Annotated in this window: 28 protein-coding genes and 1 riboswitch; of the genes, 9 read left to right on the forward strand and 19 right to left on the reverse strand. The window is 69.8% G+C overall.

Going from position 1 to position 25,274, the window contains the following annotated elements:
• Position 1: 1 nt before the first annotated feature.
• The 9 genes from repSA to ACH4RC_RS32290 all read right to left on the reverse strand — a co-directional run bounded on the left by repSA (position 2) and on the right by ACH4RC_RS32290 (position 5,451).
• Positions 2 to 1,387 carry a replication initiator protein RepSA gene (gene repSA / locus ACH4RC_RS32250; protein ID WP_398207163.1) on the reverse strand — a complete coding sequence of 462 codons (1,386 nt, stop codon included), beginning with the start codon at positions 1,385 to 1,387 and terminating at the stop codon, positions 2 to 4.
• Positions 1,384 to 1,572, reverse strand: coding sequence for a hypothetical protein (locus tag ACH4RC_RS32255; protein WP_398207165.1), 189 nt, complete (start codon positions 1,570 to 1,572; stop codon positions 1,384 to 1,386). The genes repSA and ACH4RC_RS32255 overlap by 4 nt, the downstream gene beginning before the upstream one ends.
• A 91-nt stretch (positions 1,573 to 1,663) precedes the next feature.
• Positions 1,664 to 1,984, reverse strand: coding sequence for a SpdD-like protein (locus ACH4RC_RS32260; protein ID WP_398207167.1), 321 nt, complete (start codon positions 1,982 to 1,984; stop codon positions 1,664 to 1,666).
• 24 nt (positions 1,985 to 2,008) lie between these two features.
• The gene (locus tag ACH4RC_RS32265) at positions 2,009 to 2,164 is read right to left on the reverse strand and encodes a hypothetical protein (protein ID WP_398207169.1); all 156 of its coding nucleotides are present in this window, start codon (positions 2,162 to 2,164) and stop codon (positions 2,009 to 2,011) included.
• A gap of 12 nt (positions 2,165 to 2,176) precedes the next feature.
• Entirely contained in the window at positions 2,177 to 2,830 is a 654-nt protein-coding gene (locus tag ACH4RC_RS32270; protein ID WP_398207171.1) for a DUF2637 domain-containing protein, read from the reverse strand.
• A gap of 469 nt (positions 2,831 to 3,299) precedes the next feature.
• Positions 3,300 to 3,491: a hypothetical protein gene (locus ACH4RC_RS32275; protein ID WP_398207173.1), complete on the reverse strand. Its 192-nt coding sequence runs from the start codon at positions 3,489 to 3,491 to the stop codon at positions 3,300 to 3,302.
• A 4-nt stretch (positions 3,492 to 3,495) separates the two neighbouring features.
• Positions 3,496 to 3,714 carry a hypothetical protein gene (locus tag ACH4RC_RS32280; RefSeq protein ID WP_398207175.1) on the reverse strand — a complete coding sequence of 73 codons (219 nt, stop codon included), beginning with the start codon at positions 3,712 to 3,714 and terminating at the stop codon, positions 3,496 to 3,498.
• Between the two features lie 18 nt (positions 3,715 to 3,732).
• On the reverse strand, positions 3,733 to 5,091 hold the full coding sequence (locus ACH4RC_RS32285; protein WP_398207177.1) for an FtsK/SpoIIIE domain-containing protein: 1,359 nt from the start codon (positions 5,089 to 5,091) through the stop codon (positions 3,733 to 3,735).
• Positions 5,092 to 5,094: 3 nt separating this feature from the next.
• Positions 5,095 to 5,451, reverse strand: coding sequence for a hypothetical protein (locus tag ACH4RC_RS32290; protein WP_398207179.1), 357 nt, complete (start codon positions 5,449 to 5,451; stop codon positions 5,095 to 5,097).
• A 179-nt stretch (positions 5,452 to 5,630) separates the two neighbouring features.
• Between ACH4RC_RS32290 and ACH4RC_RS32295 the strand changes: the two genes are divergently transcribed.
• Positions 5,631 to 6,362: an XRE family transcriptional regulator gene (locus tag ACH4RC_RS32295; RefSeq protein ID WP_398207181.1), complete on the forward strand. Its 732-nt coding sequence runs from the start codon at positions 5,631 to 5,633 to the stop codon at positions 6,360 to 6,362.
• Between the two features lie 35 nt (positions 6,363 to 6,397).
• Complete coding sequence (locus ACH4RC_RS32300) at positions 6,398 to 6,868, forward strand: NUDIX hydrolase (RefSeq protein WP_398207183.1); 471 nt, start codon at positions 6,398 to 6,400, stop codon at positions 6,866 to 6,868.
• On the opposite strand, the gene ACH4RC_RS32305 is transcribed toward ACH4RC_RS32300, so the two are convergent.
• Positions 6,869 to 7,420 (reverse strand): HD domain-containing protein, encoded by a 552-nt coding sequence (locus ACH4RC_RS32305; RefSeq protein WP_398207185.1) that lies wholly within the window; start codon positions 7,418 to 7,420, stop codon positions 6,869 to 6,871. It abuts the gene before it with no gap.
• 491 nt (positions 7,421 to 7,911) lie between these two features.
• Positions 7,912 to 8,808 carry a hypothetical protein gene (locus tag ACH4RC_RS32310; RefSeq protein ID WP_398207187.1) on the reverse strand — a complete coding sequence of 299 codons (897 nt, stop codon included), beginning with the start codon at positions 8,806 to 8,808 and terminating at the stop codon, positions 7,912 to 7,914.
• A gap of 446 nt (positions 8,809 to 9,254) precedes the next feature.
• Here ACH4RC_RS32310 and rlmN point away from each other — a divergent pair, with 446 nt between their 5' ends.
• The 5 genes from rlmN (at position 9,255) to ACH4RC_RS32335 (ending at position 15,227) form a co-directional block, all read left to right on the forward strand.
• Positions 9,255 to 10,361 carry a 23S rRNA (adenine(2503)-C(2))-methyltransferase RlmN gene (rlmN, locus tag ACH4RC_RS32315; RefSeq protein ID WP_398207189.1) on the forward strand — a complete coding sequence of 369 codons (1,107 nt, stop codon included), beginning with the start codon at positions 9,255 to 9,257 and terminating at the stop codon, positions 10,359 to 10,361.
• A 30-nt stretch (positions 10,362 to 10,391) separates the two neighbouring features.
• A riboswitch (TPP riboswitch) is annotated at positions 10,392 to 10,511 on the forward strand.
• 79 nt (positions 10,512 to 10,590) lie between these two features.
• Positions 10,591 to 11,673, forward strand: a complete 1,083-nt coding sequence (locus ACH4RC_RS32320; RefSeq protein WP_398207191.1) for a thiamine ABC transporter substrate binding subunit — start codon at positions 10,591 to 10,593, stop codon at positions 11,671 to 11,673.
• Positions 11,649 to 13,355, forward strand: a complete 1,707-nt coding sequence (locus ACH4RC_RS32325; protein WP_398207193.1) for an ABC transporter permease — start codon at positions 11,649 to 11,651, stop codon at positions 13,353 to 13,355. Before ACH4RC_RS32320 ends, ACH4RC_RS32325 begins: the two co-directional genes overlap by 25 nt.
• A complete protein-coding gene (locus ACH4RC_RS32330; protein WP_398207195.1) occupies positions 13,356 to 14,405 on the forward strand; it encodes an ABC transporter ATP-binding protein in 1,050 nt (349 codons plus the stop codon).
• 9 nt (positions 14,406 to 14,414) lie between these two features.
• The gene (locus tag ACH4RC_RS32335) at positions 14,415 to 15,227 is read left to right on the forward strand and encodes a maleylpyruvate isomerase N-terminal domain-containing protein (protein WP_398207197.1); all 813 of its coding nucleotides are present in this window, start codon (positions 14,415 to 14,417) and stop codon (positions 15,225 to 15,227) included.
• Between the two features lie 73 nt (positions 15,228 to 15,300).
• On the opposite strand, the gene ACH4RC_RS32340 is transcribed toward ACH4RC_RS32335, so the two are convergent.
• The 7 genes from ACH4RC_RS32340 to ACH4RC_RS32370 all read right to left on the reverse strand — a co-directional run bounded on the left by ACH4RC_RS32340 (position 15,301) and on the right by ACH4RC_RS32370 (position 21,942).
• The gene (locus tag ACH4RC_RS32340) at positions 15,301 to 15,993 is read right to left on the reverse strand and encodes an LAETG motif-containing sortase-dependent surface protein (protein ID WP_398207198.1); all 693 of its coding nucleotides are present in this window, start codon (positions 15,991 to 15,993) and stop codon (positions 15,301 to 15,303) included.
• A gap of 195 nt (positions 15,994 to 16,188) precedes the next feature.
• On the reverse strand, positions 16,189 to 17,346 hold the full coding sequence (locus tag ACH4RC_RS32345; protein ID WP_398207199.1) for an LOG family protein: 1,158 nt from the start codon (positions 17,344 to 17,346) through the stop codon (positions 16,189 to 16,191).
• Positions 17,347 to 17,395: 49 nt separating this feature from the next.
• Positions 17,396 to 17,803 carry a VOC family protein gene (locus tag ACH4RC_RS32350; protein WP_398207200.1) on the reverse strand — a complete coding sequence of 136 codons (408 nt, stop codon included), beginning with the start codon at positions 17,801 to 17,803 and terminating at the stop codon, positions 17,396 to 17,398.
• 110 nt (positions 17,804 to 17,913) lie between these two features.
• Positions 17,914 to 19,137, reverse strand: coding sequence for a hypothetical protein (locus tag ACH4RC_RS32355; RefSeq protein ID WP_398207201.1), 1,224 nt, complete (start codon positions 19,135 to 19,137; stop codon positions 17,914 to 17,916).
• The gene (locus tag ACH4RC_RS32360; protein ID WP_398207202.1) at positions 19,119 to 19,859 is read right to left on the reverse strand and encodes an ABC transporter ATP-binding protein; all 741 of its coding nucleotides are present in this window, start codon (positions 19,857 to 19,859) and stop codon (positions 19,119 to 19,121) included. Before ACH4RC_RS32360 ends, ACH4RC_RS32355 begins: the two co-directional genes overlap by 19 nt.
• Before the next feature lie 203 nt (positions 19,860 to 20,062).
• A complete protein-coding gene (locus ACH4RC_RS32365) occupies positions 20,063 to 21,442 on the reverse strand; it encodes an aspartate aminotransferase family protein (RefSeq protein WP_398207203.1) in 1,380 nt (459 codons plus the stop codon).
• Positions 21,427 to 21,942, reverse strand: coding sequence for an Lrp/AsnC family transcriptional regulator (locus ACH4RC_RS32370; RefSeq protein ID WP_398207204.1), 516 nt, complete (start codon positions 21,940 to 21,942; stop codon positions 21,427 to 21,429). The genes ACH4RC_RS32365 and ACH4RC_RS32370 overlap by 16 nt, the downstream gene beginning before the upstream one ends.
• 189 nt (positions 21,943 to 22,131) lie before the next feature.
• Between ACH4RC_RS32370 and ACH4RC_RS32375 the strand changes: the two genes are divergently transcribed.
• Both ACH4RC_RS32375 and ACH4RC_RS32380 read left to right on the forward strand, forming a co-directional pair.
• A complete protein-coding gene (locus tag ACH4RC_RS32375; protein ID WP_398207205.1) occupies positions 22,132 to 23,574 on the forward strand; it encodes a gamma-aminobutyraldehyde dehydrogenase in 1,443 nt (480 codons plus the stop codon).
• Entirely contained in the window at positions 23,571 to 24,071 is a 501-nt protein-coding gene (locus ACH4RC_RS32380; RefSeq protein ID WP_398207207.1) for a DUF1990 family protein, read from the forward strand. Before ACH4RC_RS32375 ends, ACH4RC_RS32380 begins: the two co-directional genes overlap by 4 nt.
• A 103-nt stretch (positions 24,072 to 24,174) precedes the next feature.
• Here the strand turns inward: ACH4RC_RS32380 and ACH4RC_RS32385 are convergent, their stop codons facing one another.
• The gene (locus ACH4RC_RS32385) at positions 24,175 to 25,215 is read right to left on the reverse strand and encodes an aldo/keto reductase (RefSeq protein WP_398207209.1); all 1,041 of its coding nucleotides are present in this window, start codon (positions 25,213 to 25,215) and stop codon (positions 24,175 to 24,177) included.
• Positions 25,216 to 25,274 lie beyond the last annotated feature (59 nt).

Here is a 25,274-nt window from a genome sequence, read left to right on the forward strand (position 1 = left end):
GTCACCACGCCCCCTCGTCGGCGAGGTCGGCCAGGGCTTCGCGTGCTGTCTCGCGGTTCAGTTGGAGGTCACGGGCGATGGACGCGGCGAGGGCGGATTCGCCGGGGGTGTGGCCATGCCCGGCGTACTGCCAATCGGCCAGGACGAGGACGGTGTCCGGCTCGTAGTCGGGCAGGCCGAGGGCTTGGCGTTCTTGGGTGGCGCGGAAGTCGGCGCGGGCCTGTCGGAGTGCGCCGAGGGTGGTCGAGTAGCGGCGGGATTTTGAGGAGAAGTGGCCGCGGAAGCCGAGCATGTGAGCCCAGGCCCAGAGCCGACGGTCCGGGTAGAGCGGATCGAGCAGCCTGCATGCCTTGATCAGTCGGCGGGCGTGGTCGGGGACGCCGTAGCGGTCGAGTTCGGCGAGTTCGCCGATCCGGCGGTCGAGAGTGCCGGTGTTCTCTGCGGCTTTGGTGGCGTACTTGGCGACGTAGGAGGCGACCGCCTGTTCGGTTATCTCGGAGCCGTTGCCGAAGGCCCGGATGGGGCGTACGTCGAGCTGTGGGCCCCAGCGGAAGGTGCGGGCCGGTTGGTCGTCGGCGGCGGAGACGCTGACACTGGTGTAGGCGTGCGCGGCAGCCGCGCGGATCGCGTGGTCGAGCAGGGCGACGCTGGCCCAACAGGGTGGCGGGGTGTCCGGTCCGTCCGGGCCGTCGAGCCGGATCACGGCGTGGAAGTGGATGGCGCCGCGCTTTTGGAACTCGGCGACCTTGCCGTACGACACGCGGGCGGTGTCGACGAGTTGCCGCTGTGTGAGTCCGGCGCGGGTGGCGATCTCTCGGCGGAGCCGGTTGATGAAGCGCATCCACAGCTCGCCCGACAGGTTGTTGAAGAGGACCGTGCCCGCGTAGTCGTAGGTGGGCGGATCAAGGGCGGTGCCGAGCGTTGGATCATCCGCGGTGTGCCGGGTGCCGCAGCGGCAGGTGCCGCGGTCGGGCCGGTTGTGGACCGGGCCGAATGACGGGGCGGTCAGGGTGGCGAAGACACGAGGGTGTTCTCGGACCGTGGCGGTGATGTCGCGGCGGTCGTCGCCGACGAGTCCAGCGCGGATCAGGTGATAGGTGTCCCCGGCGTAAGTCCAGGCGCAGGACGGGCAGCGGGAGGCGCGGCGGTTGCCGCAGGCGACCCGGAGCCGTCCGCCCGGCTCGCTCTCGGTCGAGTAGTGGTGCAGGGTCTGCCCGGTCGTCTTGTCCTTGGTCAGCGTCCAGCCGGTCAGGTGGATGGGGCTGGTGCAGCCGCCCGTGCGGCGGATCTGGTCTTGCCAGCGGTTGAAGCCGTCGGACCCGGCCACCCGGAGCGCGTCGGCGAGGGTGACCGGGTCGAGGCCCGGGAAGTGCGCGATGTTGGTCATGCGCGGCCCCCGGCCAGGGCGGTGATGCGGGCGGTCAGGGTGCCGATGCCGTGGCACTGCGGGCAGTGCACGGTGATGGTGCGCAGGTGTCCGGCGCGGGTACGGCCGCCGAGGGTAACGGCGACGGTGGGGAAGCCGTCGCAGTTTGGGCAGACCCGCGCCGAGGAGTCGATGCGGTCGGTCATGATGGTGGTTCCTTCCGGATCAGTGAGTTCGGGTAGGAGGCGCGGGCCCGGAGCGGACGAGACTTGGCGGTTGACGCCGCTCCGGGGCCGGTCAGCGGTGCTTGTGCTCGGAGGCGATGAGCGAGCGGATTACGACGGCGCACACGGCCACCGAGGCGGCGGTGACGGCGACGGCGAGGAGCATTGAGACCAGGACGGCGCCGACGACGAGGATGGCTGCGGTGCCGCCACCGACGGCGAGGAGCAGGGCGCCGGGGGTGAGCTGGACCGTGGGCCGGGACGGCGCCGCGGGGGCCGGGGGCGGAGTCGGGGCGTAGTACGGGGCGGGGACGACCGAGGTCGGCTCGATGACGGTCGAGGAGACGTGGCCGGTCGGCTGGTCGTTGGTCGGAACCTTGGGACGAAGCGCCATGGTGAAACTCCTATGCGCATGTGGTTACTTGAGGGCAGGGTCGATGACGGGGGCGAAGAGGCTGCCTGCGAGGAGGTAGCCACCCAGCAGGAGCAGGGTGATCAGCCACCAGGGCACGCGGACGAGCCGGATGCCGAGCACGCCGACGCAGGCGACGAAGAACCAGAGCGGGACGTTCATGGCGGATCTCTCCTAGTCGGCGAGGCGGGTAGCGATTGCGTCGGCCATCGGGGCCGGGACGCCGAGGCGGGCACGCAGGGTGTCCGTGTCGATTGGGGTACCGGTCCGGGCGCGGTGGTCGTCGGCGACCTTGCGGGCGTGTTCGACCAGTGCGGCGGGGACCGGAGGAGCAGGCGCAGGGGCAGCGGCGGACAGTGCCGGAGCCTCGTCGACAGCCGGGAGGGACTCCGCCGGACCGGAGGCGGGAGCGGGTTCGGGGGCCGAGGCTGCGGGCGCCGGCGGAACCGGCACCCGGTCCCCGGCAGCAGTCGGCGAGTGCGCCAAGAGGGTGCCGCCGAGGAAGGCGAGCGCGGGCCATCCGGCGACGCCGAACCGCAGCCAGGCCGGAGGGTTCGCCAGGTCGAGGAATCCGGCGGTGGCGACGTTGGCGCCGAGCGAGGCGACTAGGGCGACCAGGAACCAGCACCAGGCCAGGCGGGACGGTCCGTCGGTGCGCAGCCGTCGCCAGGCAGCGACCAGCAGCAGGTCGACCGAGGTTGGGTAGGCCCATGCCTTCCAGCCGGTCTGTCCGGCTGCGGCGGCGATGTCGTGCAGGTGGGCGAAGGACAGCGCACCGGCAATCACGGCCTGAATGAGTACGGCATCCGGTCGGAACTGGCGGGTCATGTCCTCACCTCCTTCAAGTGGGGCCGGGGCCGGGCGGGGATCGATGTCCGGCCGCCCGGTCCCGGCGGGTTCGGTTCAGCGGCGGTTGATGTCGGGGCAGCCGTAAAGCATGTGGTCGATGCACTGCGGGCAGTCCTCACCCGGGCTCAGTCCCCGGTGCGCCGCGGGGTCGTATGCGTGGCGCCAGCACTGGGGGCATTCGCCCTTCGGTGTGGCCCTAGGGGTACGGGGTGATGTTCCGAACCGACCCATGGCGGGCTCCTCTCAGTGGGGTGTCGTGATCAGTCAGTGGATGCTTCGCCGGAGCCGAGGCAGCTCAGGCACATGCCGGTTTGCTGGTGATTGGTGGTCCGCTGTTTACGACCGCCAACGCGGACCGGGACGGAGATCTCTCCGGAGCCCTTGCAGGTCTGACACGGCGGCGGAGCCGGGGGCTTGCGCGGGGCGCGCTTGCGGGCGGCAACCATGCTCACCAGCCCCCACCGGGGTACTTGGGGCCGTCGTACGGGGGCAGCAGGCCGGGCGGAGGCTCCGGCAACGAGGCGGCGAGGGACGGCGCCACGATGGCGACGAAGTCGTGATCCACATTGAGCGAGTGGGCGTAGACGGCCAGGTCGCCGAGCAGCGTCATGGTGCGGACGAAGTCCTCGAAGGTGTCCACCGGATCACCACCGACGCTTCGGGTAGGTGTGACCCTCGGGCGGATAGTCGCCCTCGTTCTCCCGCCGCATCTGCGCCTTCATCACAGACTCGATGAACTCGCCGAACTCGTAGTCCTCCGACTCGTACTCAGAGAAGTCGGTGAGGTCCTGAGCGTCCTGATAGATGCGTTGGCTTCGGGCCCAGTCAGTCCGGACCTGCGAGCGGCTGTGACGTCGAGGCATAGCGGTGCTCCTTCCAGATCAGACGGGGTCGGCCAGCTCAGTGACCGGAGCGGGAACCGGCGGCGATGCAGCAGGGGCCAGGACCGGCTGCCAGTCGTCGAGTTCGGGCAGGACAGGGGTCAGGTCCGCGTACCGGTTGCAGACGTTCACGGCGCGGCGCAGCGAGATGTGCGGGGTGCGGACCTTGGCCCAGCCGCCGGTCGAGTCGCCGACGATGGCCGTGCCGGGGCGGTCGTTGGAGATCTGTGTGGCCGCCCAGACGGCTTCGGGCGAGATATCGGCGAACGCCATCTTGGCCGAGGACTCATCGTTGACGCGGTGCGCGATACGGCCGGTCAACTGGGCCCGCAGCATGGTCACCCCGTCGCCCAGCTCGGCGCCGAAGCGCTGCCCGCAGATCTCGACGTAGATTCCGGCCGCCCGGCCGAGCTGGACCAGGCGGATCAGCGCGGTCACGATGCGTTCACGGCGCCGCTTCTCGGCGGTGTTCGCATACAGCAGCAGCTCGGCCACCTCATCGACGAGGACGACCACCGGAATGGGCCGCAGGTAGGCGGGCAGGCCCCAGATGTCGTCTGTGATCTCCTCATCCGTGGTGTCGGCGCTGATGCGCTGCTCACGACGGATCAGGTCATAGATCGCGGGCATCCGGGCCACCAGCGCATCGAGCATGTCGGCAGCGTCTTCGGCGTTGTCCGCCAGGGCCGACAGGCGCCGGGCGAGCGGAGCGAGCTGCACGCCGCCCTTGCAGTCGATACCGACCAGGGCCACCGGCTGAGAGGCCAGGGCGGTGACCAAGCAGCGCTGCATGACGGACTTGCCCGACTGAGTGGCGCCCAGGATCAGCGAATGCGGCACCACCCGGTAGTCGCGGTAGTAGGTGCCGCCGTCATCCGTCAGCGCGACGGGGACTTTCAGCACACTCGCCGCGGCCCGCACGGGCATCTGGACTCGCTTGAGGACGTCGAAGCCGGTCATGCGCAACTCGACAAGAGACGGTCCCAGTTCGCGGGCGGTGACCGCGTGCATGGTGAACGCGTGACGGAGCCGGTCCGCAGCGATCGTGAACGCTTCCGCGTCCTGCCCGGGGCGCAGCTTGAGCCGCAGGATGAGACCGGCACGCGTCGGCCGGATACGCCGGATCTTCGCCGGGCGAGCGGGCGGTAAGGGCTGTTGCAGCAGGGCCGAGGTGACCACCTTGGCCGGGGTGTGAGCGACGACCAGGCGGCACGCCTCCATCGACGCGCGGTAGCGCGTCAGGACCCGGAAGGCCGCGAAGGTGACCCCGAAGGTCATCCAGTACCAGGCGGGACGCCGCCACCGCAGGACGTACACGGCAGCGGCGACCAGCAGCATGAGGGCGAGCGGCCATGTCATGGCTCAGGCCGCCTTGGGCTTCGAGGCACCCGCGGCCAGCGAGGTGACGGCGACCGCGCGGAACGAGATGCCGTGACGCTGGCCGTTGCCGAAGTCGTTCTCCCACGGCCGGGCGATCAGGCCCGTGAGTGCGACGGGCGTACCCATCACCAGCTCACCAGTAATGCCCGGCTCCGGGACCGTGACAGCCAGGATCTCCACCTCATCGTTGGCGGAGAACATGACCTCGATGGTCATCAGCTTCGCGCCGGTCTCAACGTCCGTTGCGATCTCGCCGGAACGACGGTCCTTGACCTTGGGCTGCGGAGGCTTGGCCACCATCACGGCGGCGGCGGAGGTGTCGACGGGTATCTGGCGCATCGTCTGTTCTCCTGCTTCTTGCGGGGGATTCACCGCCGTCTGGCGGTGAGAGCAGGAGACCCCCGAAGGGGGTGGACGCAGCACCGGCCCTATGGACCTTTGGGGACGTCTTGGCTACCGTGAGAAGGTCCCTCCATCCCAACCCCGCTGGTAACACAGCGAGTTCAGGGGGCGGCACCATGGCGAACGACCGTCTACGTGCAGCGATCTCCGCAAAGGGCGAGACCATCCAGACGCTTGCCGATCACGTCGGCATCGACCCCAAGAGCGTCGAACGGTGGATCTCGAAAGAGCGCACTCCGCATCGGACGCACCGTTGGAAGGCTTCACAGTTCCTTGGCGCGGATGAGGTCTACCTGTGGCCCGCCATCGAGAAGCAGGCGGACACGGCCAGCACATCTGAGCTGATCACGTACTACCCCCATCGAGGAGCCGTTCCGGCGAGCCTGTGGGAGTCGCTAATCGAGAACGCGACGAGTCACGTTGAGATCCTCGTGTACGCGGGTCTCTTCCTGTTCGACGGACACCCTGACCTGCCCAACCAGTTGGTCGAGAAGGCTGCAACGGGGACCGAGGTTCGCATCTTGCTGGGTGATCCAGACGCACCAATGATCAAGCAGCGCGGCGAAGAGGAGAGGATCGGCGAGGGCTTGGCAGCACGGGCACGCATCACCCGTCAGTACCTCGAACCAGCGATGGACGTCCCGGGGATCGAGGTCAGGCTTCATGACACGATCCTGTACAACTCGATCTACCGCTTCGACGACGACGTGTTGGTGAATCCGCACGTGCTTGGAGCTCCCGCCGGACAGAACCCGGTGGTGCACTTCCGGTACCTGCCGGGGGCCAGGACGTTCCGGCACTACATGCGGAGCTTTGACTACGCGTGGGAGCGGGGACGGCCCGCGTAGACACGGTGACCGACCAGGCGTGCGACGCTGGGGACATGGCTCGCATCGACTATGTGAACGATCCGAACGCCCCGAAGGCGAACAGCATCGTCCCTTCAGTGGTCGCCGTCGCTCTCAACGAGGCCGGGGAAGTCCTGCTGATCCACAAGACGGATAACGATCTATGGGCGCTCCCCGGCGGCGGGGTCGAGATCGGCGAATCGGTCGCTGAGGCAGCCGTCCGGGAGACCAAGGAGGAGACAGGGTTCGATGTCGAGGTGACAGGACTGGTCGGCACGTACACCGACCCCGGTCACGTCATGGCGTATGACGACGGCGAGGTACGCCAACAATTCTCGATCTGCTTCACGGCTCGGATCGTCGGTGGCGAGTTGAGGACGAGCAGCGAGAGCAAGGAAGTCGCGTTCGTCCACCCGGACCGGCTGAAGGAGCTGAGCATCCACCCGTCGATGCGGATGCGGATCGAGCACGGCTTGGCGAACCGGGCAGAGCCCTACATCGGTTGATCAGCTACCAAGGCGCGCACGCGTGCGCTCGACGGCGGCGCCGAGGTACTGGCGTGCCGTGCTGATCGCGGTGTGCACTTCACTGCCCGGCTCGTACCGGACGAGAATCTCGGCAATGCGACGATCAAAGTCGAAGGACTGCCCAGCGGGGCCGGTCGTCATGTCGGCGTAGATCAGCGCGTCGAGGAGCGGCGAGTCTTCCCGCTCATAGACGGCCAAGTCGTCTGCCAAGCCGCGCTGCTCTGCCTCGTACATGGCGCCGGAGTGGTGAGCGACCAGCCGCACGAGCCGATCGGGGGCGCCGAGGGATTCGAGGTACCGCGCGCCGTCTAGCGGGTGGAACCCAGTCTCGCGGCGCTCCGGGGCGTAGCCGATGTCATGCAGCCAGGCCGCGGCAACGAGGAGATCCCGTTCGGCCTCTGGGACAGCGGCCGATGCCTCGCGGGCACGTGCCGCTACAGCCTGAGTGTGCAGCCAGCGGTTTCCCAGCGGTGGCAGCAAAGCCTCAGCCAGTTTGGCCGCGCCTTGGGGCGTGTCCAGTGCAGTGGGCATGATGCGCACCGTAGCCGAGTCGGCCAGTTGGCGAACAGCCCGGCACGAGTCCCTCCGGGCATGGGCGCTGGACGGTTCCCTGTCTCCAAGGCGGACGAACACCCAAGAGATCCGCCACGTAGCCAATGGTGGAACGCCGTAGCCCCTGGTTCGCCGAAGCGGTGGAAGTTTCCCTACTTCATCAAGGCCCGCGCACGGCGCGGGCGCGGGCCGCCTCGCAGCCCGGCCCGCCTCTTGGCTTCGCCACGGCTGGCCGGTCCGGGCGGCCCGCTCGCGTGCTAAGCGGGCGAAGGGGAGAAACCCGCTGCGGCTGGGGCGGTCGGCTCCACGGCTTTAGGCAGCCACTTTGGGGCGAGCCTCTAAGATCTTGGCCCCAACGTCGTGCTTCAACGGGCAGCTACACAGACTGCCCGACTCGCCGGAAGCTTACGGGGCCAAGATCACTCGCCCCAAAGCAGCTCCCGCCCAAAGCCGCTCCACCGCCCTCGTCTTCAGCGACCCGGCTTTGGGGACGGGCATTTTCGATAGATAATCGCATGGTCGTCAGCGAGACGCCAAAGAGTCTCAGAACCTTTCTCTCTCCCCTTCGCAGAGCAGATCTTGCGTGACAAGACGGAGTCCGAAGGGACTCGAATTACGGACCTCGTGCTTTCGTCGAGGAGTGTCGTCCAAGAGTCTCCAGCCTGGACGACGTAGGCGATTTCTCGCCTTCCCTCCTTGAGATCTACTTGTTCTGCAGGAAGCCAAGGCGTATCGCTTCCGAGGAATTGAATCAGTAGCGCGAATGCGTAACTTGCCAGTACGGAAGCCATGGCGGTGCCTTGGGAGTATTGCAACTTGCGGATCTCGTCCGCACGTCCGTTGAACTCATCAAGTGTTTCTTGGGTGGACGTCCTCAGTGCCGCTATCCTGGAAAGGTCCGCAACGCCTGCGCTACGTTCGGCATTCAGTCGTTCCACCTTCTGCTTCGCTTCAGTCCATAGTTCGTGCAGGCGTTCATCCGTCGGCTCTTTCTGTAGCCATTTGTCGAGTGGCAGCGGTTCAACGCGGTCGACTGCGCGCCCTTTCTTCCTGTCTCGCACGAAAATAAAGTGCCGCACGGCTAGAACGATTACCACCAAGACGACCCAGTACCATACGAGAAGGTACGAAAGAACAAAGATCGTAAGGTACACCCCGAGGCGTATCTCATTTTTTGCCACCTCCGACATTCCAGGTCGCCTGTAAACCTCGTCGTTGGCGTATATGACAATGATGCCAGAAAAAGGCAGTAACAATATGATCGTGCCGACGAAAACTTGGACGGGCCCAGCGGCGGATATTAGCTCCAGCATGGTTGATGGAACGCCATGCGACACAATTGCTATCTTCACGATCACGAGAAGCACGACGGCTGCACCTGCGTAGGCCGGGATGTTAGCTAGGGCGCTTGAGCGTCGAGTTGCTTTATTACGAAGAACTTCCAGTTCGTCAAAGCGCTTTGAGGTCCGCTCTGTTCTTGCGCTCTGCCTTGCGGTTCGGCGCTGTCGCCGCCATCTAGCCACATCGTGCTCCGCGTGTCCGAATTCCTGTGTGGGGTGACCGAAGTGCTGAAATGTGTTTATGTGGGCAGTCTGCATAGATAGTAGATCAGGTAACTAACTTGTGACAGGTGGTGGCGATGCTGGAGTGAGGTGGGCGCGTCCCCGCTGGATATAGCTGTTCGATCTGTCCTCTCGGGCCGTCTCTGGGCCGTCCGAGGCCGCTCGACAGCGACCAGCGGCGACCAACAGTGACAGGGGTCCTACCCGACGACCCCAGGTCACGCCCATCCGTCTGCGACACTGGTAGAGCCATGCCTAAGCCCGGAGAACTCACTTTCGTCGCCCCCCGCGGAGCCAAGAAGCCGCCGCGGCACCTCGCCGACCTTTCGCCCGCTGAGCGGAAGGAGGCTGTTGCCGCGATCGGTGAGAAGCCGTTTCGCGCCAAGCAGCTGTCGCAGCACTACTTCGCGCGGTACGCGCACGACCCCGCGGAGTGGACCGACATCCCCGCCGGTTCGCGCGAGAAGCTGCGGGAGGCGCTGCTGCCCGAGCTGATGAGCGTCGTGCGGCACCTGTCGACCGACCAGGACACCACCCGCAAGACGCTGTGGCGGCTGTTCGACGGGACGCTCGTCGAGTCGGTGCTCATGCGCTACCCGGACCGGGTCACCATGTGCATCTCGTCGCAAGCCGGCTGCGGGATGAACTGCCCGTTCTGCGCCACCGGACAGGCCGGGCTCGACCGGAACCTGTCGACCGGTGAGATCGTGCACCAGATCGTGGACGGGATGCGGGCGCTCAGGGACGGGGAGATCCCCGGCGGGCCGGCCCGGCTCAGCAACATCGTCTTCATGGGGATGGGCGAGCCGCTCGCCAACTACAAGCGGGTCGTCGGCGCCATCCGCGCCCTGACCGACCCCGAGCCGGACGGGCTCGGGCTCTCCCAGCGCGGCATCACCGTGTCGACCGTCGGGCTCGTCCCGGCGATCAACCGGTTCGCCGACGAGGGCTTCAAGTGCCGCCTCGCCATCTCGCTGCACGCGCCCGACGACGAGCTGCGCGACACCCTCGTACCGGTCAACACCCGGTGGAAGGTGCGTGAGGTCCTCGACGCCGGATGGGAGTACGCCGCCAAGTCGGGGCGCCGGCTGTCGATCGAGTACGCGCTCATCCGTGACATCAACGACCAGGCCTGGCGCGGTGACCGGCTCGGCCGGCTGCTGCGGGGCAAGCCGGTGCACGTCAATCTCATTCCGCTGAACCCGACGCCGGGGTCGAAGTGGACCGCGTCGCGGCCCGAGGACGAGAAGGCGTTCGTCGAGGCGATCGCGGCGCACGGGGTGCCCGTCACCGTCCGGGACACCCGTGGCCAGGAGATCGACGGGGCGTGCGGTCAGCTCGCCGCGACCGAGCGGTAGCCTGGGCCGAGCGGTACCAACCACATCTGCATATTCCGACAGGGGAGCGCCACAGCGCTGAGAGTGCGGCACCGGTTCCATACCGCAGGCCGCAGACCCTCTGAACCTCGCCCGGGTCATTCCGGGTAGGAAGTTCGGTCATCACTCATGCTGTTGCGCCCTGCTCGGAGACCTGCGAAGGCTCCGGGCAGGGCCGCGTCTTCTCCTGGTCATTCCAGGAGGAATTCGAATGAGCACCATCAGCAAGAAGACGTGCCTGGCCATGGCCGTCGGCGTCGGCCTCGTCGCCCTCGCCGCCTGCGGGTCGTCCGGCGACGGCGGCTCCGGTGACTCCAGGACCGTCACCCTCGTCAGCCATGACTCCTGGGCCGTCTCCAAGAACGTACTGAAGGACTTCGAGAAGGAGTCCGGGTACAAGGTGAAGGTCCTGGAGGACGGTGACGCCGGGCAGGCCGTCAACAAGGCGATCCTGTCCAAGGGCAATCCGCAGGGCGACGTCTTCTTCGGCGTCGACAACACCCTGCTGTCCCGGGCGCTCGACAATGACGTCTTCGCGTCCTACGAGGCCAAGGGCCTCGACAAGGTGAAGAAGGCCTATCAGCTCGACGCCGGGAAGCATCGCGTCACGCCCGTCGACACCGGCGACATCTGCGTCAACTACGACAAGAAGTACTTCGAGCAGCACAAGCTGACGCCACCCTCCTCCTTCGCCGATCTCGCCGAGCCCGCGTACAGGAACCTGCTCGTCACCGAGAACGCGGCCACCTCCTCGCCCGGTCTCGGCTTCGTGCTCGGGTCCGCCGCGCGGTACGGCGACGACGGCTGGCAGGGCTACTGGAAGAAGCTCGTGGCCAACGGGGTGAAGGTCGTCGACGGCTGGGACCAGGCGTACAACGAGGAGTTCAGCGGCAGCGCCGGCGGCAAGAAGGCCGGTGGCGACCGGCCGCTCGTCGTGTCGTACGCGTCCTCGCCGCCCGCCGAGGCGATCTACGCCGACCCGCAGCCGAAGACGTCACCGGTCGGCGTCGCCACCGGGACGTGCTTCCGGCAGGTCGAGTTCGCCGGGCTGCTCGACGGGGCGAAGAACGAGAAGGGCGGTCAGGCGCTGCTCGACTTCCTCATCTCGAAGGAGTTCCAGCAGGACATGCCGCTCAACATGTTCGTCGACCCGGTGACCGAGGACGCCACCGCGCCCGCCGACTACACCAAGTACGCCGTGCGCGTCGACGACCCCGAGACCCTCAGCCCGCGCAAGATCGCCGACAACCGTGACAGCTGGGTCAAGTCGTGGACCTCCCTCGTAAGGAAGTAGCCGCACCGGCGAAAGCCCGGACGGCATCCCGCGTTCGTCCCTCCGGGGACGCCGCGCGCCTCGGCCTCATGGTCGTGCCCGTCGTGTTCTTCGCCGTCTTCTTCGCCTATCCGGTCGTCGCCATCGTCCGGCGCGGGCTGCTCGTCGGCGGTGCCTGGCAGTTCGGGCGGATCGGGGACGTGCTGAGGGAGCCGGACATCCGGCACGTCCTGTGGTTCACGGTGTGGCAGGCGCTGGCGTCGACCGCTCTCACGTTGCTGATCGCGTTGCCCGGCGCGTACGTGTTCGCGCGGCTCGACTTCCCCGGCAAGCAGGTGCTGCGGGCGATCGTCACCGTGCCGTTCGTGCTGCCGACCGTCGTCGTCGGGACGGCGTTCCTGGCCCTGGTCGGGCGGGGCGGGCTCCTCGACGAGCTGTGGGGTGTGCGGCTCGACACCACCGTATGGGCCATTCTCGTCGCGCATGTCTTCTTCAACTACGCGGTCGTCGTACGGACTGTCGGCGGGCTCTGGGCGCAGCTCGATCCGCGGCAGGAGGAGGCCGCGCGGATGCTCGGCGCCTCGCGGTTCGCGGCCTGGCGGCGGGTGACGCTGCCCGCGCTCGGACCGGCCGTGGCGGCGGCGGGCCTGATGGTCTTCCTGTTCACCTTCACGTCGTTCGGGGTCGTGCAGATCCTCGGCGGGCCGGGCTACTCGACGCTGGAGGTCGAGATCTTCCGGCAGACCGCGCAGATCTTCGACCTGTCGACGGCGGCCGTCCTCACGATCGTGCAGTTCGTGGCGGTGGGGCTGATCCTCGGAGTGCACGCCTGGAGCGTGCGCCGGCGTGAGAGCACACTGCGGCTCGTCGACGCGGCGCACACGGCGCGCAAGCCGCGCGGAGCCGGGCAGTGGGCGCTGCTCGCCGGAGTGCTCGCGACCGTCGCCGTGCTGATCCTGCTGCCGCTCGGCGTGCTCGTCCAGCGCTCGCTCGACGCGCCGGGCGGCTACGGGTTCGCGTACTACCGGGCGCTCACCGACTCCGACGGCGGCACCTTCCTCGTACCGCCGATCAACGCGATCCGGAACTCCCTGGAGTACGCGCTCGCCGCCACCGGGATCGCTCTCCTCATCGGCGGACTCGCCGCCGCCGCGCTGACCCGGCGCGCGGGCCGCCTCGTGCGCGGGTTCGACGCGCTGCTGATGCTGCCGCTCGGCGTGTCCGCGGTGACGGTCGGGTTCGGGTTCCTCATCACGCTCGACAAGCCCCCGCTCGACCTGCGCGCCTCCTGGATCCTGGTGCCGCTCGCGCAGGCGCTCGTCGGCGTGCCCTTCGTCGTACGGACGATGCTGCCGGTCCTGCGCGCCGTGGACGGGCGGCTGCGGGAGGCCGCGGCCGTGCTCGGCGCCTCGCCGCTGCGGGCGTGGCGGGAGGTGGACCTGCCGATGGTACGGCGGGCGCTGCTCGTCGCGGCCGGGTTCGCGTTCGCCGTGTCCCTCGGCGAGTTCGGGGCGACGGTGTTCATCGCGCGGCCCGACAACCCGACGCTGCCGGTCGCCGTGGCGCGGCTGCTCGGCCGCGCCGGTGACCTCAACTACGGGCAGGCGATGGCCCTCTCGACGGTCCTGATGATCGTCTGCGCCGTCTCTCTGCTGCTGCTCGAACGCATGCGGCCCGCGCGGGCCACGACCGGGGAGTTCTGAATGGCGGCCATGCTCGCACTGGACGACGCGACCGTACGGTTCGGGGGGCGCGCCGCGCTCGACCGCGTGGACCTGGAGGTCGCCGAGCACGAGATCGTCTGCGTGCTCGGGCCGAGCGGGAGCGGGAAGTCGACGCTGCTCCGGGTCGTCGCCGGGCTTCAGCACCTCGATTCCGGACGGGTTCTCCTCGGTGGGCGCGATCAGGCCGGCGTGCCCGCGCACAAGCGGGGCGTGGGCCTGATGTTCCAGGACCACCAGTTGTTCCCGCAGCGGGACGTGGGCGGCAATGTCGCGTTCGGGCTGCGGATGCACGGCGCCGGTAGGGCCGAACAGCGGGGGCGAGTACAGGAGTTGCTCGACCTCGTCGGGCTGCCCGGCGCCGCCGAGCGGGCCGTCGGTGCGCTCTCCGGCGGTGAGCAGCAGCGCGTCGCGCTCGCCCGCGCGCTCGCGCCCCGGCCCCGCCTCCTCATGCTCGACGAGCCGCTCGGCCAGCTCGACCGGTCGCTGCGCGAGCGCCTCGTCGTCGAACTGCGCCAGTTGTTCGGTGAGTTGGGCACCACCGTGCTCGCCGTCACGCACGACCAGGGCGAGGCGTTCGCGCTCGCGGACCGGGTCGTCGTCATGCGGGACGGGCGCATCGCCCAGTCCGGCACGCCGCTCGACGTGTGGCGGCATCCGGCCGACGAGTTCGTGGCCCGTTTCCTCGGCTTCGACAATGTCGTCGAGGCGACCGTCTCGGTCTCGGGCGACGCCGCGGACACCCCGTGGGGCAAGGTGCCGGTCCCGCCGGGGGCGTCGCAGGGCCCCGGCAAGATCCTCGTACGGCCCACGGGCGTACGGCTTGTCGACGCCGCCGATGCCCAGTTGACCTGCACCGTCGCCGCCCGCACCTTCCGCGGGACGCACGTGGCGCTGCATCTTCAGCCCGAGGACGCGCCCCGGCTCGAGGCGGCGTGCGCGCTGCGGGAGGCGCCCGAGCAGGGTGCCGAGGTCGGGGTGGCCTTCGACGCCGCCGAAATTGTGGTGCTGGGCGGGGGACCGGCTACGTAGGGTCGGCGCATGACGACACCCGCGCGGACCCCTGAAAGCGCGCTCTCCCACGACCGCTTCTGCGCCGAGATCATCGCGCAGAGCGACCTGTTGAGGGGGCATCTGGACGGCGCCGACCTCGCCGTGACCGTACCGACCTGTCCCGACTGGACCCTGCGCGAGCTCGTCGGGCATGTGGGCCGCGCCCACCGCTGGGCCGAGGCGATGGTGCGCACCCGGGCGATCGAGGGGCTGGACGAGGACGACCTGCCGGACCGCGCCCCGGCCGACGACGACCCCGCGACGCTCGGCGCCTGGCTCGCCGACGGGGCCCGGCGCCTCGCGGACACCCTGCGCGCGGCGGGGCCCGACACCGCCTGCTGGAGCTGGGCCTGGCAGCATGATTCCGGTTTCTGGGCCCGCCGGATGGTGCACGAGACGGTGGTCCACCGGGCGGACGCGGCGCTCGCGGCCAAGGCCGACTACGACGTGGCGCCCGAGATCGCCGCCGACGCGATAGACGAATGGCTGCGGATCGTGCGCTACGTGCAGGACATAGACGCCCGGGACTCGGCACAGGAGCTGAAGGCCGGCGGCCGCACCCTGCATCTGCACGCGACCGACGCGGCACCGGAGTCGGCCGCCGAGTGGCTGATCGAGCTGGGCGACGAGGGGATCGTCTGGCGGCGCGAGCACGCCAGGGCCGATGTGGCCCTGCGCGGCCCGATGACCGATCTGCTGCTCGCGTTCTACCGGCGGCAGCCCCTGGACTCCGGGCGGGTCGAGGTGCTCGGTGACCGCGCGCTGCTCGACTTCTGGCTGGAGCGGGCCACGTTCGGCTGAGCCCGGGCACCGGCTCCCGGCATGCGGGAGGGGCCGTACGAGGCGCATGCCCCGTACGGCCCCTCCCGTACTGCTAGTTCTGGGCCGCGCCGCGCTTGCGCAGGGCGAAGACCACACCGCCACCGGCGACGACGAGCGCCGCCGCGATGCCGGCGAACAGGCCGGTGTTGCTGCTGGCGCCGGTCTCGGCGAGGTCCGAACCACCGGCCGGGGAGGCCGAGTTGTCCGGGGCCGGGGCCGCGGCGGACTCGGTCTCAGGGGCCGACGGGGCCGGCGTGGCGGACTCGACCGGTGTCGAGGTCTCCGGGGCCGGGGTCGGCTTCTCAGTGACCGGCGGGGTCGGCTTCTCGGTGACCGGCGGGGTCGGCTTCTCGGTGGCGCAGGCCGTCCCCGGGGTGGTGACGCCACCCTTGATGTCGTCGTCGACGTCGTACTTGTCGGTCTTCACGTGGACGCGGTACTGCGTGTTCGGCGCCCAGTTCTGCTCGAACGTGATGGTGGCGCCCTCGCGGGTGCCCTTCACGACCTGGCTGCCGAGGTCCTTGCCGGCCGCGTCGAAGAGCGTGACGGTCGCCGGCGTGCCGGAGGCGTCGACGTCCGTGACGGTGATGACGCCCTTGTCACCGACGCAAGAGGCCTTGGCGCTGAACTCGCTGATGTTGCACGCCGAAGCGGTACCGGCGACGCCCAGCGTCAGCGCGGTCGCGGCAGCCGCCACACCGGCGAAACGGGCGGCGCGTGCGGATATACGGGGGGTTACGGACACGGTTGTCCTTCACGGGATCAGTGCAGAAAAAGATGAGGTGCCGCGAGGGGAACGCGTAGCTCCCGCCTCAGCACCCTCACGGTCCCCTCACGTTTACAAGTGGGCATGACGCAGCGTCAATACGGCAAGAGGTTTAAGACGCCACTCTTGACCTGTACTTGACCTTACGTGGCTCAGACAAGGCCTGGTCGATCTTCATATGGCCCGGATCCGCTCCAGCGCCTCGCCCGCCTCCTCCACCGAGTCGACGAGCGCGATGCGCGACTCCATCGACCGGCCGCGCGCGAGCGCCCGCAACAGCGGCCAGGCGGGCAGGGTTTCGGTCCAGTGCTCGCGGTCGACCAGGACCATCGGGGTCGGCTCGCCGCGCGACTCGTAGTAGTTCGGTGTGGCGTTGTCGAAGATCTCCTGCACCGTGCCGGCCGCGCCGGGCAGGAAGATGACGCCCGTGTTCGAGCGGGCGAGCAGGCCGTCCTCGCGGGTGGCGTTGGCGAAGTACTTGGCGTGGTGCGTGGCGAACGCGTTGGGCGGCTCGTGCCCGTAGAACCACGTGGGAATGCCGACCGACGCGCCGCCCTCCGGCCGGCGTGAGCGCACCTCGAAGGCGGCCGCGGCCCAGTCCGTGACCGACGGCGTGAACGACGGGTGCTTGGCGAGGATCCGCAGCGACTCGTCGAGGACGTCGTCGGCGAGCGGGGCGGCGTACGCGCCCAGATTGGCCGCCTCCATCGCGCCCGGACCGCCGCCCGTCGCCACCGTGAGCCCGGCGCGCGCGAGGGTGCGGCCGAGCCGGGCCGCGCCCGCGTACTCCTCGGTGCCGCGCGCCATCGCGTGGCCGCCCATGACGCCCACCACGCTTGCACCGGCGAGGAGTTCGTCGAGGGCGTCGGAGACGGAGTCGTCGTGGACGGCGCGCAGCATGGACGCGAACACGTCACCGTCGGCCTTCGTCCGCTGGAACCAGGCGTACGCGCGCGCGTCCGGCGTGCCCTCGTACCCGTCGGGTCCGGACAGGCCGTCGAAGAGTTCGGCGGGCGTGTACAGATGGCCGCGGTACGGGTCGAACGGCAGCCCCCGGACCGGCGGGAAGACCAGCGCCCCCGCGGCCCTGAGACGGGCGTCCACCGCCGGGTCCATGGGGCAGCCGAGGAAGACGGCGTCCGCGACGTCGGCGGCGAGCAGCTGGTCCGTGCGCCGCGTCAGGTCGACGGCCTGCACCCGGTGCCCGGCGAGCGTGCCGCGGGCGGCGAGGACCGCGTCGAACTCGGCGAGCGTCTCGATCTCGCGGTCGGGGGTGACGGCGGCGCCGCGGGGGGCCGGTACGGATGACGGTGTTGCTGAGGTCGGCTGCACCCGCCCATCTAAGCACCGCGGCAACCGCCCCCCGGGGGCCGGTGGTTGCTCAGCTCTCGATGGCCGACGGGTCCATCCAGGCGACCTCGAAGGTGTGGCCGTCCAGGTCGTCGAAGGCGCGCCCGTACATGAAGCCGTGGTCCTGCTTCTCGCCGGACTCGGTGCCGCCCGCCGCGACGGCGCGGTCCACCAGCTCGTCGACCTTCTCCCGGCTCTCCGCGCTCAGGGCGAGCATGACCTCGCTGTGGCTGGTGGAGTCGATGATCGTCTTCTTGGTGAAGCCCGCGTACTTCTCCTTGGTCATCAGCATCAGCACGATGGTGTCGCTGATCTCCACGGCGGAGGCGGTCTCGTCCGTGAACTGCTTGTTGATGGTGTAGCCGAGCTCGGTGAAGAACTTCTTCGAGGCATCCAGGTCGTTCACGGCCAGGTTCGCGAAGATCATCTGCTGGTACATGGGGCCCGTCGCCTTCTGTGTGTCCGTCGGTGAGGTCTTGCGCGTCACGCAGGATTAGCGCGTTACGCAGGATTAGACGGACCCCGGGCCCAGAAATCATCGCCAAGTCATCAGGAAATCAGAGGAATGGCCGAAAGTTCCGCGACGGCCCAGGTCAGTGGCGTGAAGACGAGCAGCAGTGCGCCCGCGCGCAGGGCCGCGGCGGCGCGCAGGGACACCGCGGGAGCGCCGAGGCGCAGGAGCGCGGTGGTGGTGTGCCTGCGCGCCTGGCGGGCCTCGACGGCCGCGGTCAGCAGGGTGGCGAGCGTGCAGCCGATGACGAGCACCGCGCCGAGCGCCGTCAGCGGGCCGAGCCCGGGGGCCGACTCGGGGGCGTGCCCGTACAGCACGTTCGCCGCGTACGCGCCCGAGGCCACGGCGCACACGACGCCGACCGGGCGGCCGATGCGGTGTGCCTCCTGCTGGAGCACGCGCCCGGCGAGCAGCCGGACCGCGCCGGGGCGCACGGCCTGCAGCGCCCATCCGGTCAGGTAGGTGAGGCCGGGTCCGGCGAGCGCCAGGCCGAGCGCGGTCAGCGCCCAGCCGGCGAGGACCGCGCTGGGGCTGCCACCGAGGCCGCCCGGCATCCGCAGCCCGTCGCCCGCGCCGGCGCGCGCGGCGTACGTCTCCACGGCGAGCCCGGCGGCGAGCAGCGCGACGCCCCAGGGCAGCCCGGTCGGCGCGGGGACCGGTTCGGCGAACAGCTCCTCGGGCTCGGCCGGGGACGTCTCGGCCGCCCTGGCCGCTCCGCCGTACCGGCCGCCGCCCTTCGTGGGCGCCGCGGACCTCTGCGGGCGCAGCACGACCGCGCTGGCGCCGGACGCGAGCAGGGGGACGAAGGTGAGCAGCGTGAGCGTGGCGGGCAGTGGCAGAGGCCGGTCGGCCGCGAGCAGGCCGCGCGCCGCGCCGTCGAACGGGAGCCCCGAGAGGTCGCCGCGCAGATGCAGGAAGAACAGCAGGGCGAGGAGCGAGCCGAGCGTGCACGCGATCGCCGTGGAGATCGCGGCGAGCAGGGTGAGCCGGGCCGGTCCGAGGCCGACGGCGGAGAGGCCGGAGCGTGGCTTCGTGCCCGGGTCGGAGCGGGCGACGGCGACCGCGAAGTACACGGTGGCGGCGAGCGGCACGGCGCACCACAGGAGCCGGGCGGCGGCGCCGCCGGCGGCCTCGGGGTGGCCGAGGGCGTGGCCGAGCGTGCAGAGCAGCAGGAAGCCGGTGCCCGCGGAGGCGGCGGCCACCAGGAGTCTGCGGAGCTGCACCAGCGGCCGGCCGCCGCGTACTAGACGGAGAGCGAGCACTCGGTGAGCCCTTCCGGACCGGCGGCCGCGGTGGGCAGCTGCACGGTGGTGACGCGGCGCCCGTCGAGCAGCGGCACCGTGCGGTCGGCGTGCGCGCTGACCTCCGGGTCGTGCGTGGCCAGGACGACGGTGATGCCGTGCGAGCGGGCCGCCGCCGTCAGGGTGCGCAGGACATGGGCGCGGTCGGCGCGGTGCAGGGTCGCGGTCGGCTCGTCGGCGAAGACCACGTCGGGGGCGTGCACGAGGGCGCGGGCGATGGCTACGCGCTGGCGCTCGGCCATCCGCAGCGCGCCGGGCCGCTTGCGGGCGAGGTGTCCGACGTCGAGCCGCTCCAGCCACTCCTGGGCGGCGTTCTTCGCGGCGCGGCGGCCGGTGCCGCGCAGCATCAGCGCCAGGGCCGTGTTCTCCCAGGCGTTCAGCTCCGGGACCAGGGCGGGCTCGGGGTCGATCCAGCCGAACCGGTCGCGGCGCAGGCGTTCGCGTACGAGGGTGCCCATGGTGTGTACCGGGGTGCTGTTGAACCACACCTCGCCCTGTTGCGGCAGGAGCTGGCCCGACAGGCAGCGCAGCAGTGTCGTTTTGCCCGCGCCGCGCGGGCCGTTGACGGCCAGGGTCTCGCCCTCGCGGACCTCGATGGAGACGCCCGTGAGCGCGGGGGTGCCGTTGTGCGAGACGTGCAGCGTGCGTGCCCAGAGCACGTCGTTGTCCGGCGGGGCCACCATGGCGTACACCTCGGTTCGGATCAGTTGTGCCGGGAAGGGGTTCCCGTCCCCCGTACGTCCCGTTCCCCCGTACGGGGGAACGAAGGCGGGGCCGATCGGTTACAGGCACGTTAGGTATTCCGGACGATATGGCTGGAAAAGACGCGGCCCGGCCGCGCCCATCTCACTCGGATGGGCGCGGCCGGGCCGTGGAGCGGGGCTGATCAGATCTTCGTCCAGGCCTCCGTGAGCACCTGGCGGACGATCCCCTCGATCTCGTCGAACGTCGACTGGTCGGAGATCAGCGGCGGGGAGAGCTGGATGACCGGGTCGCCACGGTCGTCGGCGCGGCAGTACAGGCCGTACTCGAAGAGCTTCTTGGAGACGAAGCCGTACAGGACGCGCTCGGACTCCTCGTCCGTGAACGTCTCCTTGGTGGCCTTGTCCTTGACGAGCTCGATGCCGTAGAAGAAACCGTTGCCGCGGACGTCGCCGACGATCGGCAGGTCGTGCAGCTTCTGCAGCGTCGTCAGGAAGTTCGCCTCGTTGTCGAGCACGTGCTGGTTGAGGCCCTCGCGCTCGAACAGGTCGAGGTTGGCGAGGCCGACGGCCGCGGAGACCGGGTGGCCACCGAAGGTGTAGCCGTGCAGGAAGGTGTTGTCGCCCTTGTAGAACGGCTCGGCGACGCGGTCCGAGACGATCGCGGCGCCGATCGGGGAGTAGCCCGAGGTCATGCCCTTGGCGCAGGTGATGATGTCGGGGACGTAGCCGAACTTGTCGCAGGCGAACATCGTGCCGAGGCGGCCGAAGGCGCAGATGACCTCGTCCGATACGAGCAGCACGCCGTACTGGTCGCAGATCTCGCGCACGCGCTGGAAGTAGCCGGGCGGGGGCGGGAAGCAGCCGCCCGCGTTCTGCACCGGCTCCAGGAAGACGGCCGCGACCGTCTCCGGACCCTCGAACAGGATCTCCTGCTCGATCTGGTCGGCGGCCCAGCGGCCGAACGCCTCGGGGTCGTCGCCGTGGATCGAGGCACGGTAGATGTTGGTGTTCGGCACCTTGTGCGCGCCCGGGACGAGCGGCTCGAACGGGGCCTTCAGCGCCGGGAGCCCGGTGATGGACAGGGCGCCCTGCGGGGTGCCGTGGTAGGCCACCGCACGCGAGATGACCTTGTACTTCGTGTGGTTGCCGGTGAGCTTGTGGTACTGCTTCGCCAGCTTCCACGCGGTCTCGACGGCCTCGCCGCCACCGGTGGTGAAGAAGACCTTGTTGAGGTCGCCCGGCGCGTAGTGGGCCAGGCGCTCGGCCAGCTCCACCGCCTTGGGGTGGGCGTACGACCAGATGGGGAAGAAGGCCAGCTCGGCCGCCTGCTTGGCGGCGACCTCGGCCAGCTCGCGGCGGCCGTGCCCGGCCTGGACCACGAAGAGCCCGGCGAGACCGTCGAGGTACTTCTTGCCCTGGTCGTCCCAGATGTAGGTGCCCTCGCCACGCACGATGGTGGGAACGGGCGCGTTCTCGTACGACGACATGCGGGTGAAGTGCATCCACAGGTGGTCGTACGCGGTTCGGCTGAGGTCCTTGCTCACGGCTATCGGGTTCCCCACATATAGGTCTGCTTCTTGAGCTTGAGGTAGACGAAGCTCTCGGTGGAGCGCACTCCGGGCAGGGCCCGGATGCGTTGGTTGATGACCTCCAGGAGGTGGTCGTCGTCCTCGCAGACGACCTCCACCATCAGGTCGAACGAGCCCGCGGTCAGCACCACGTACTCGCACTCCGGCATGGCCGTCAGCGCGTCCGCCACGGGGTCGAGGTCGCCCTCGGCGTGGATGCCGACCATCGCCTGGCGCCGGAAACCCACGGTGAGCGGGTCGGTGACGGCGACGATCTGCATCACGCCCTGGTCGAGCAGTTTCTGCACGCGCTGGCGCACGGCCGCCTCGGAGAGGCCCACGGCCTTGCCGATGGCGGCGTACGGGCGCCTGCCGTCCTCCTGGAGCTGCTCGATGATGGCGAGGGAGACGGCGTCGAGAGGCGGGCTGCCGCCGCTCCTCGAACGGGGTCCCTTGGGGTCTGCGCTGCGACTGGCCACGGCCTCACTCTGCACGAGGACTCGACAGTTCCGCAAGCCCGAACCGAGGTAATCCGTTGTCTGCGGAGTTCATAGTCACGGATTTCGTAGGTGAGGGTGGGTGGGGGGTGTCGAATGCGTCGATGTACCGCTTAGGGTGGGTGTCTCAAGCAGTGGACATGTCTTCACCTGTCTGTCTTCACCCATCCGCAAGGAGGCCGGTCAGTGACCACCAGTGAGCTGCGTCGTCTGCGCAACTACATCGACGGGGAGTTCCGGGACGCCGCCGACGGCCGGACCACGGAAGTGGTCAACCCGGCCACCGGTGAGGCGTACGCGACCGCGCCGCTGTCCGGACCGGCCGACGTCGACGCCGCGATGGCGGCGGCCGCCGCCGCGTTCCCGGCCTGGCGCGACCTGACCCCGGCCGAGCGGCAGAAGGCCCTCCTCAAGATCGCCGACGCGTTCGAGGAGCGGGCCGAGGAGCTGATCGCGGCCGAGGTGGAGAACACGGGCAAGCCGATCGGGCTCACGCGGTCCGAGGAGATCCCGCCCATGGTCGACCAGATCCGCTTCTTCGCGGGCGCGGCCCGGATGCTGGAGGGCCGCGCGGCCGGCGAGTACATGGAGGGCCTCACCTCCATCGTCCGGCGCGAGCCGATCGGCGTCTGCGCGCAGGTCGCGCCGTGGAACTACCCGATGATGATGGGCGTGTGGAAGTTCGCCCCGGCGCTCGCCGCGGGCAACACCGTCGTCCTCAAGCCGTCCGACACCACCCCCGCCTCCACGGTCCTGATGGCCGAGATCATCGGCTCGATCGTCCCCAAGGGCGTCTTCAACGTCGTCTGCGGCGACCGCGACACCGGCCGCGCCATGGTCGAGCACAAGACCCCCGCGATGGCCTCCATCACGGGCTCCGTGCGCGCGGGCATGCAGGTCGCCGAGTCCGCCGCCAAGGACCTCAAGCGGGTCCATCTGGAGCTGGGCGGCAAGGCGCCGGTCGTCGTCTTCGAGGACACCGACATCGCCAAGGCCGTCGAGGACATCTCGGTCGCGGGCTTCTTCAACGCGGGCCAGGACTGTACGGCCGCCACCCGCGTCCTCGTCCAGGAGTCCATCCACGACGAGTTCGTCACCGCGCTCGCCAAGGCCGCCGCCGACACCAAGACCGGCATGCCGGACGACGAGGACGTGCTCTACGGCCCCCTCAACAACCCCGACCAGCTGGCGCAGGTCTCCGGGTTCGTCGAGCGGCTCCCCGCCCACGCCAAGGTCGAGGCGGGCGGCCACCGCGTCGGCGAGAAGGGCTTCTTCTACGCCCCGACCGTCGTCTCCGGCCTCAAGCAGGACGACGAGATCATCCAGAACGAGGTCTTCGGCCCCGTCATCACCGTCCAGTCCTTCACGGACGAGGCACAGGCCACCGAGTGGGCCAACGGCGTCGACTACGCCCTCGCCTCCTCGGTGTGGACCAAGGACCACGCGCGCGCGATGCGCATGTCCAAGGTCCTCGACTTCGGCTGCGTCTGGATCAACACCCACATCCCGCTCGTCGCCGAGATGCCGCACGGCGGCTTCAAGAAGTCCGGCTACGGCAAGGACCTGTCCGGCTACGGCTTCGACGACTACACGCGCATCAAGCACGTGATGACGTCGCTGGACGCGTGAACCTCACCTACCGCGAGGTGGGCGCGACCCTGGCGGAGGACACCGGACTCCCGCCGGGATACGCCCACTTGGACCGCCGCGTCCGGCTCGGCTCGGGGCAGGAATGCTTCGAGCGGGCGGGCGCGGCGGTCCTGTCGTGGGGAGCGCAGCGCGGCGCGGGCCTGTCGGTGACACCCGGCGACGACGTCCGTGAGGGCGCGGACGTCGTCCTGCGCCTGCTCGGGCTGCGCATCCCGTGCCGGGTGGTACGGGTCGTCCGCGACGCCACCCGCATCGGCTTCGCGTACGGCACCCTGCCCGGCCACCCGGAACGCGGCGAGGAGGCGTTCCTCGTGGTCCGGGACGCGGACGGTTCCGTATGGTTCCGCATCCGGGCGTTCTCGCGCCCTGGGCGCTGGTACACGCGGATGGCCGGACCGGTGGCGCGGCTCGTGCAGGGGTGGGCGACCCAGCGGTATCTGCGGGCGGTCGCGAAGGAGTGCCGGGGCGAGCGGTGAGGCGTGCGCGGCCTTGACCGCAGCGCGGCAGCGGCAGGGGGCCGGGGGCATGTGCCGCCCCGGCCCCCTGCCGCTGACGGCCTCGGACCTCGGACCCCGGCTCTCAGCCGAGGTACGTCAAGTCCTCCGCGGTCAGCTCCAGGCGCGCCGCCTCGGCCCAGTGCGTCATCTGCTCCGGGCCGCGGGCCCCCGCGATCGCCCCGGTCACCCCGCGCCGCGCCAGTGCCCAGGCGATGGCGGCGGAGCCCACGGCCACCCCGTGGCGGTCGGCGACCGTCCGCAGGCGCTCGGCGATCGTGAGGTTGCGGTCCAGGTCACGGGTGAAGTCAGGGTGACCGGCGCGCCAGTCGCCGGCGTCGAGCGAGGCGGCCCGCTCCTTGGTGAACGTGCCGGACAGCAGCCCGGAGTGCAGCGGCTGGTACACGATCACCCCCGTGCCGTGGTCCGCGGCCCAGTCGATCTCCGGCTCGGCGGAGCGGTTGATCAGCGACAGGGGCGGCTGGACCGCGTCGACCGGGGCGACGGCGGCGGCCGCCGCGAGCTGCGCCGGGTCGTGGTTGGACAGGCCGATGGCGCGGACCTTGCCCTCCTTCTTCAGATCGGCCATCGTCCGCCAGTACTCCTCAAGGGGCGTGACCGGCCAGGCGGCCGCGTCCTCCACCTCCTCGCCGTCGCCGTCCCAGTCGAGCCGCGCCCCCGTGTCCGGCCAGTGCACCTGGTAGAGGTCGATCGCCTCGACGCCGAGCCGGCGCAGCGAGTCCTCGACCTCGCGGCGCACGCTGTCGGGCCGCATCACGCGGCGCGGGGCGACGGCCGGGTTCTCCGGGTCCCAGACCAGGCCGACCTTGGTGAACACGTACGGCCGCTCGCTCGCGGGAAGTTGGGCGAGCGCCTTGCCGACGACCTCCTCCGAGTGGCCGAGCCCGTAGACCGCCGCCGTGTCGATCCAGTTGACGCCGAGCTCCACGGCGGCGTGCACCACGGAGATCGAGCGGGCGTCGTCCTGCCCGCCCCAGGAGAAGCGCCAGCCGTCGCCACCGAAGGACCAGCTGCCGAGACCGATGGTGGACAACCGCATTCCTGTGGAGCCGAGTTCACGGCGCGGGAAACCGTCGCCGACAGAGCCGGCAGTGTTGACAGTCATCGTCTTACGTCCTTAGTTCGCTCGTTCGTTCGTCCGTACTGTGCGGGGCGCTGTCTCCC

It is taken from the genome of Streptomyces sp. NPDC016845, from assembly GCF_044332585.1.
Taxonomy (GTDB): domain Bacteria; phylum Actinomycetota; class Actinomycetes; order Streptomycetales; family Streptomycetaceae; genus Streptomyces.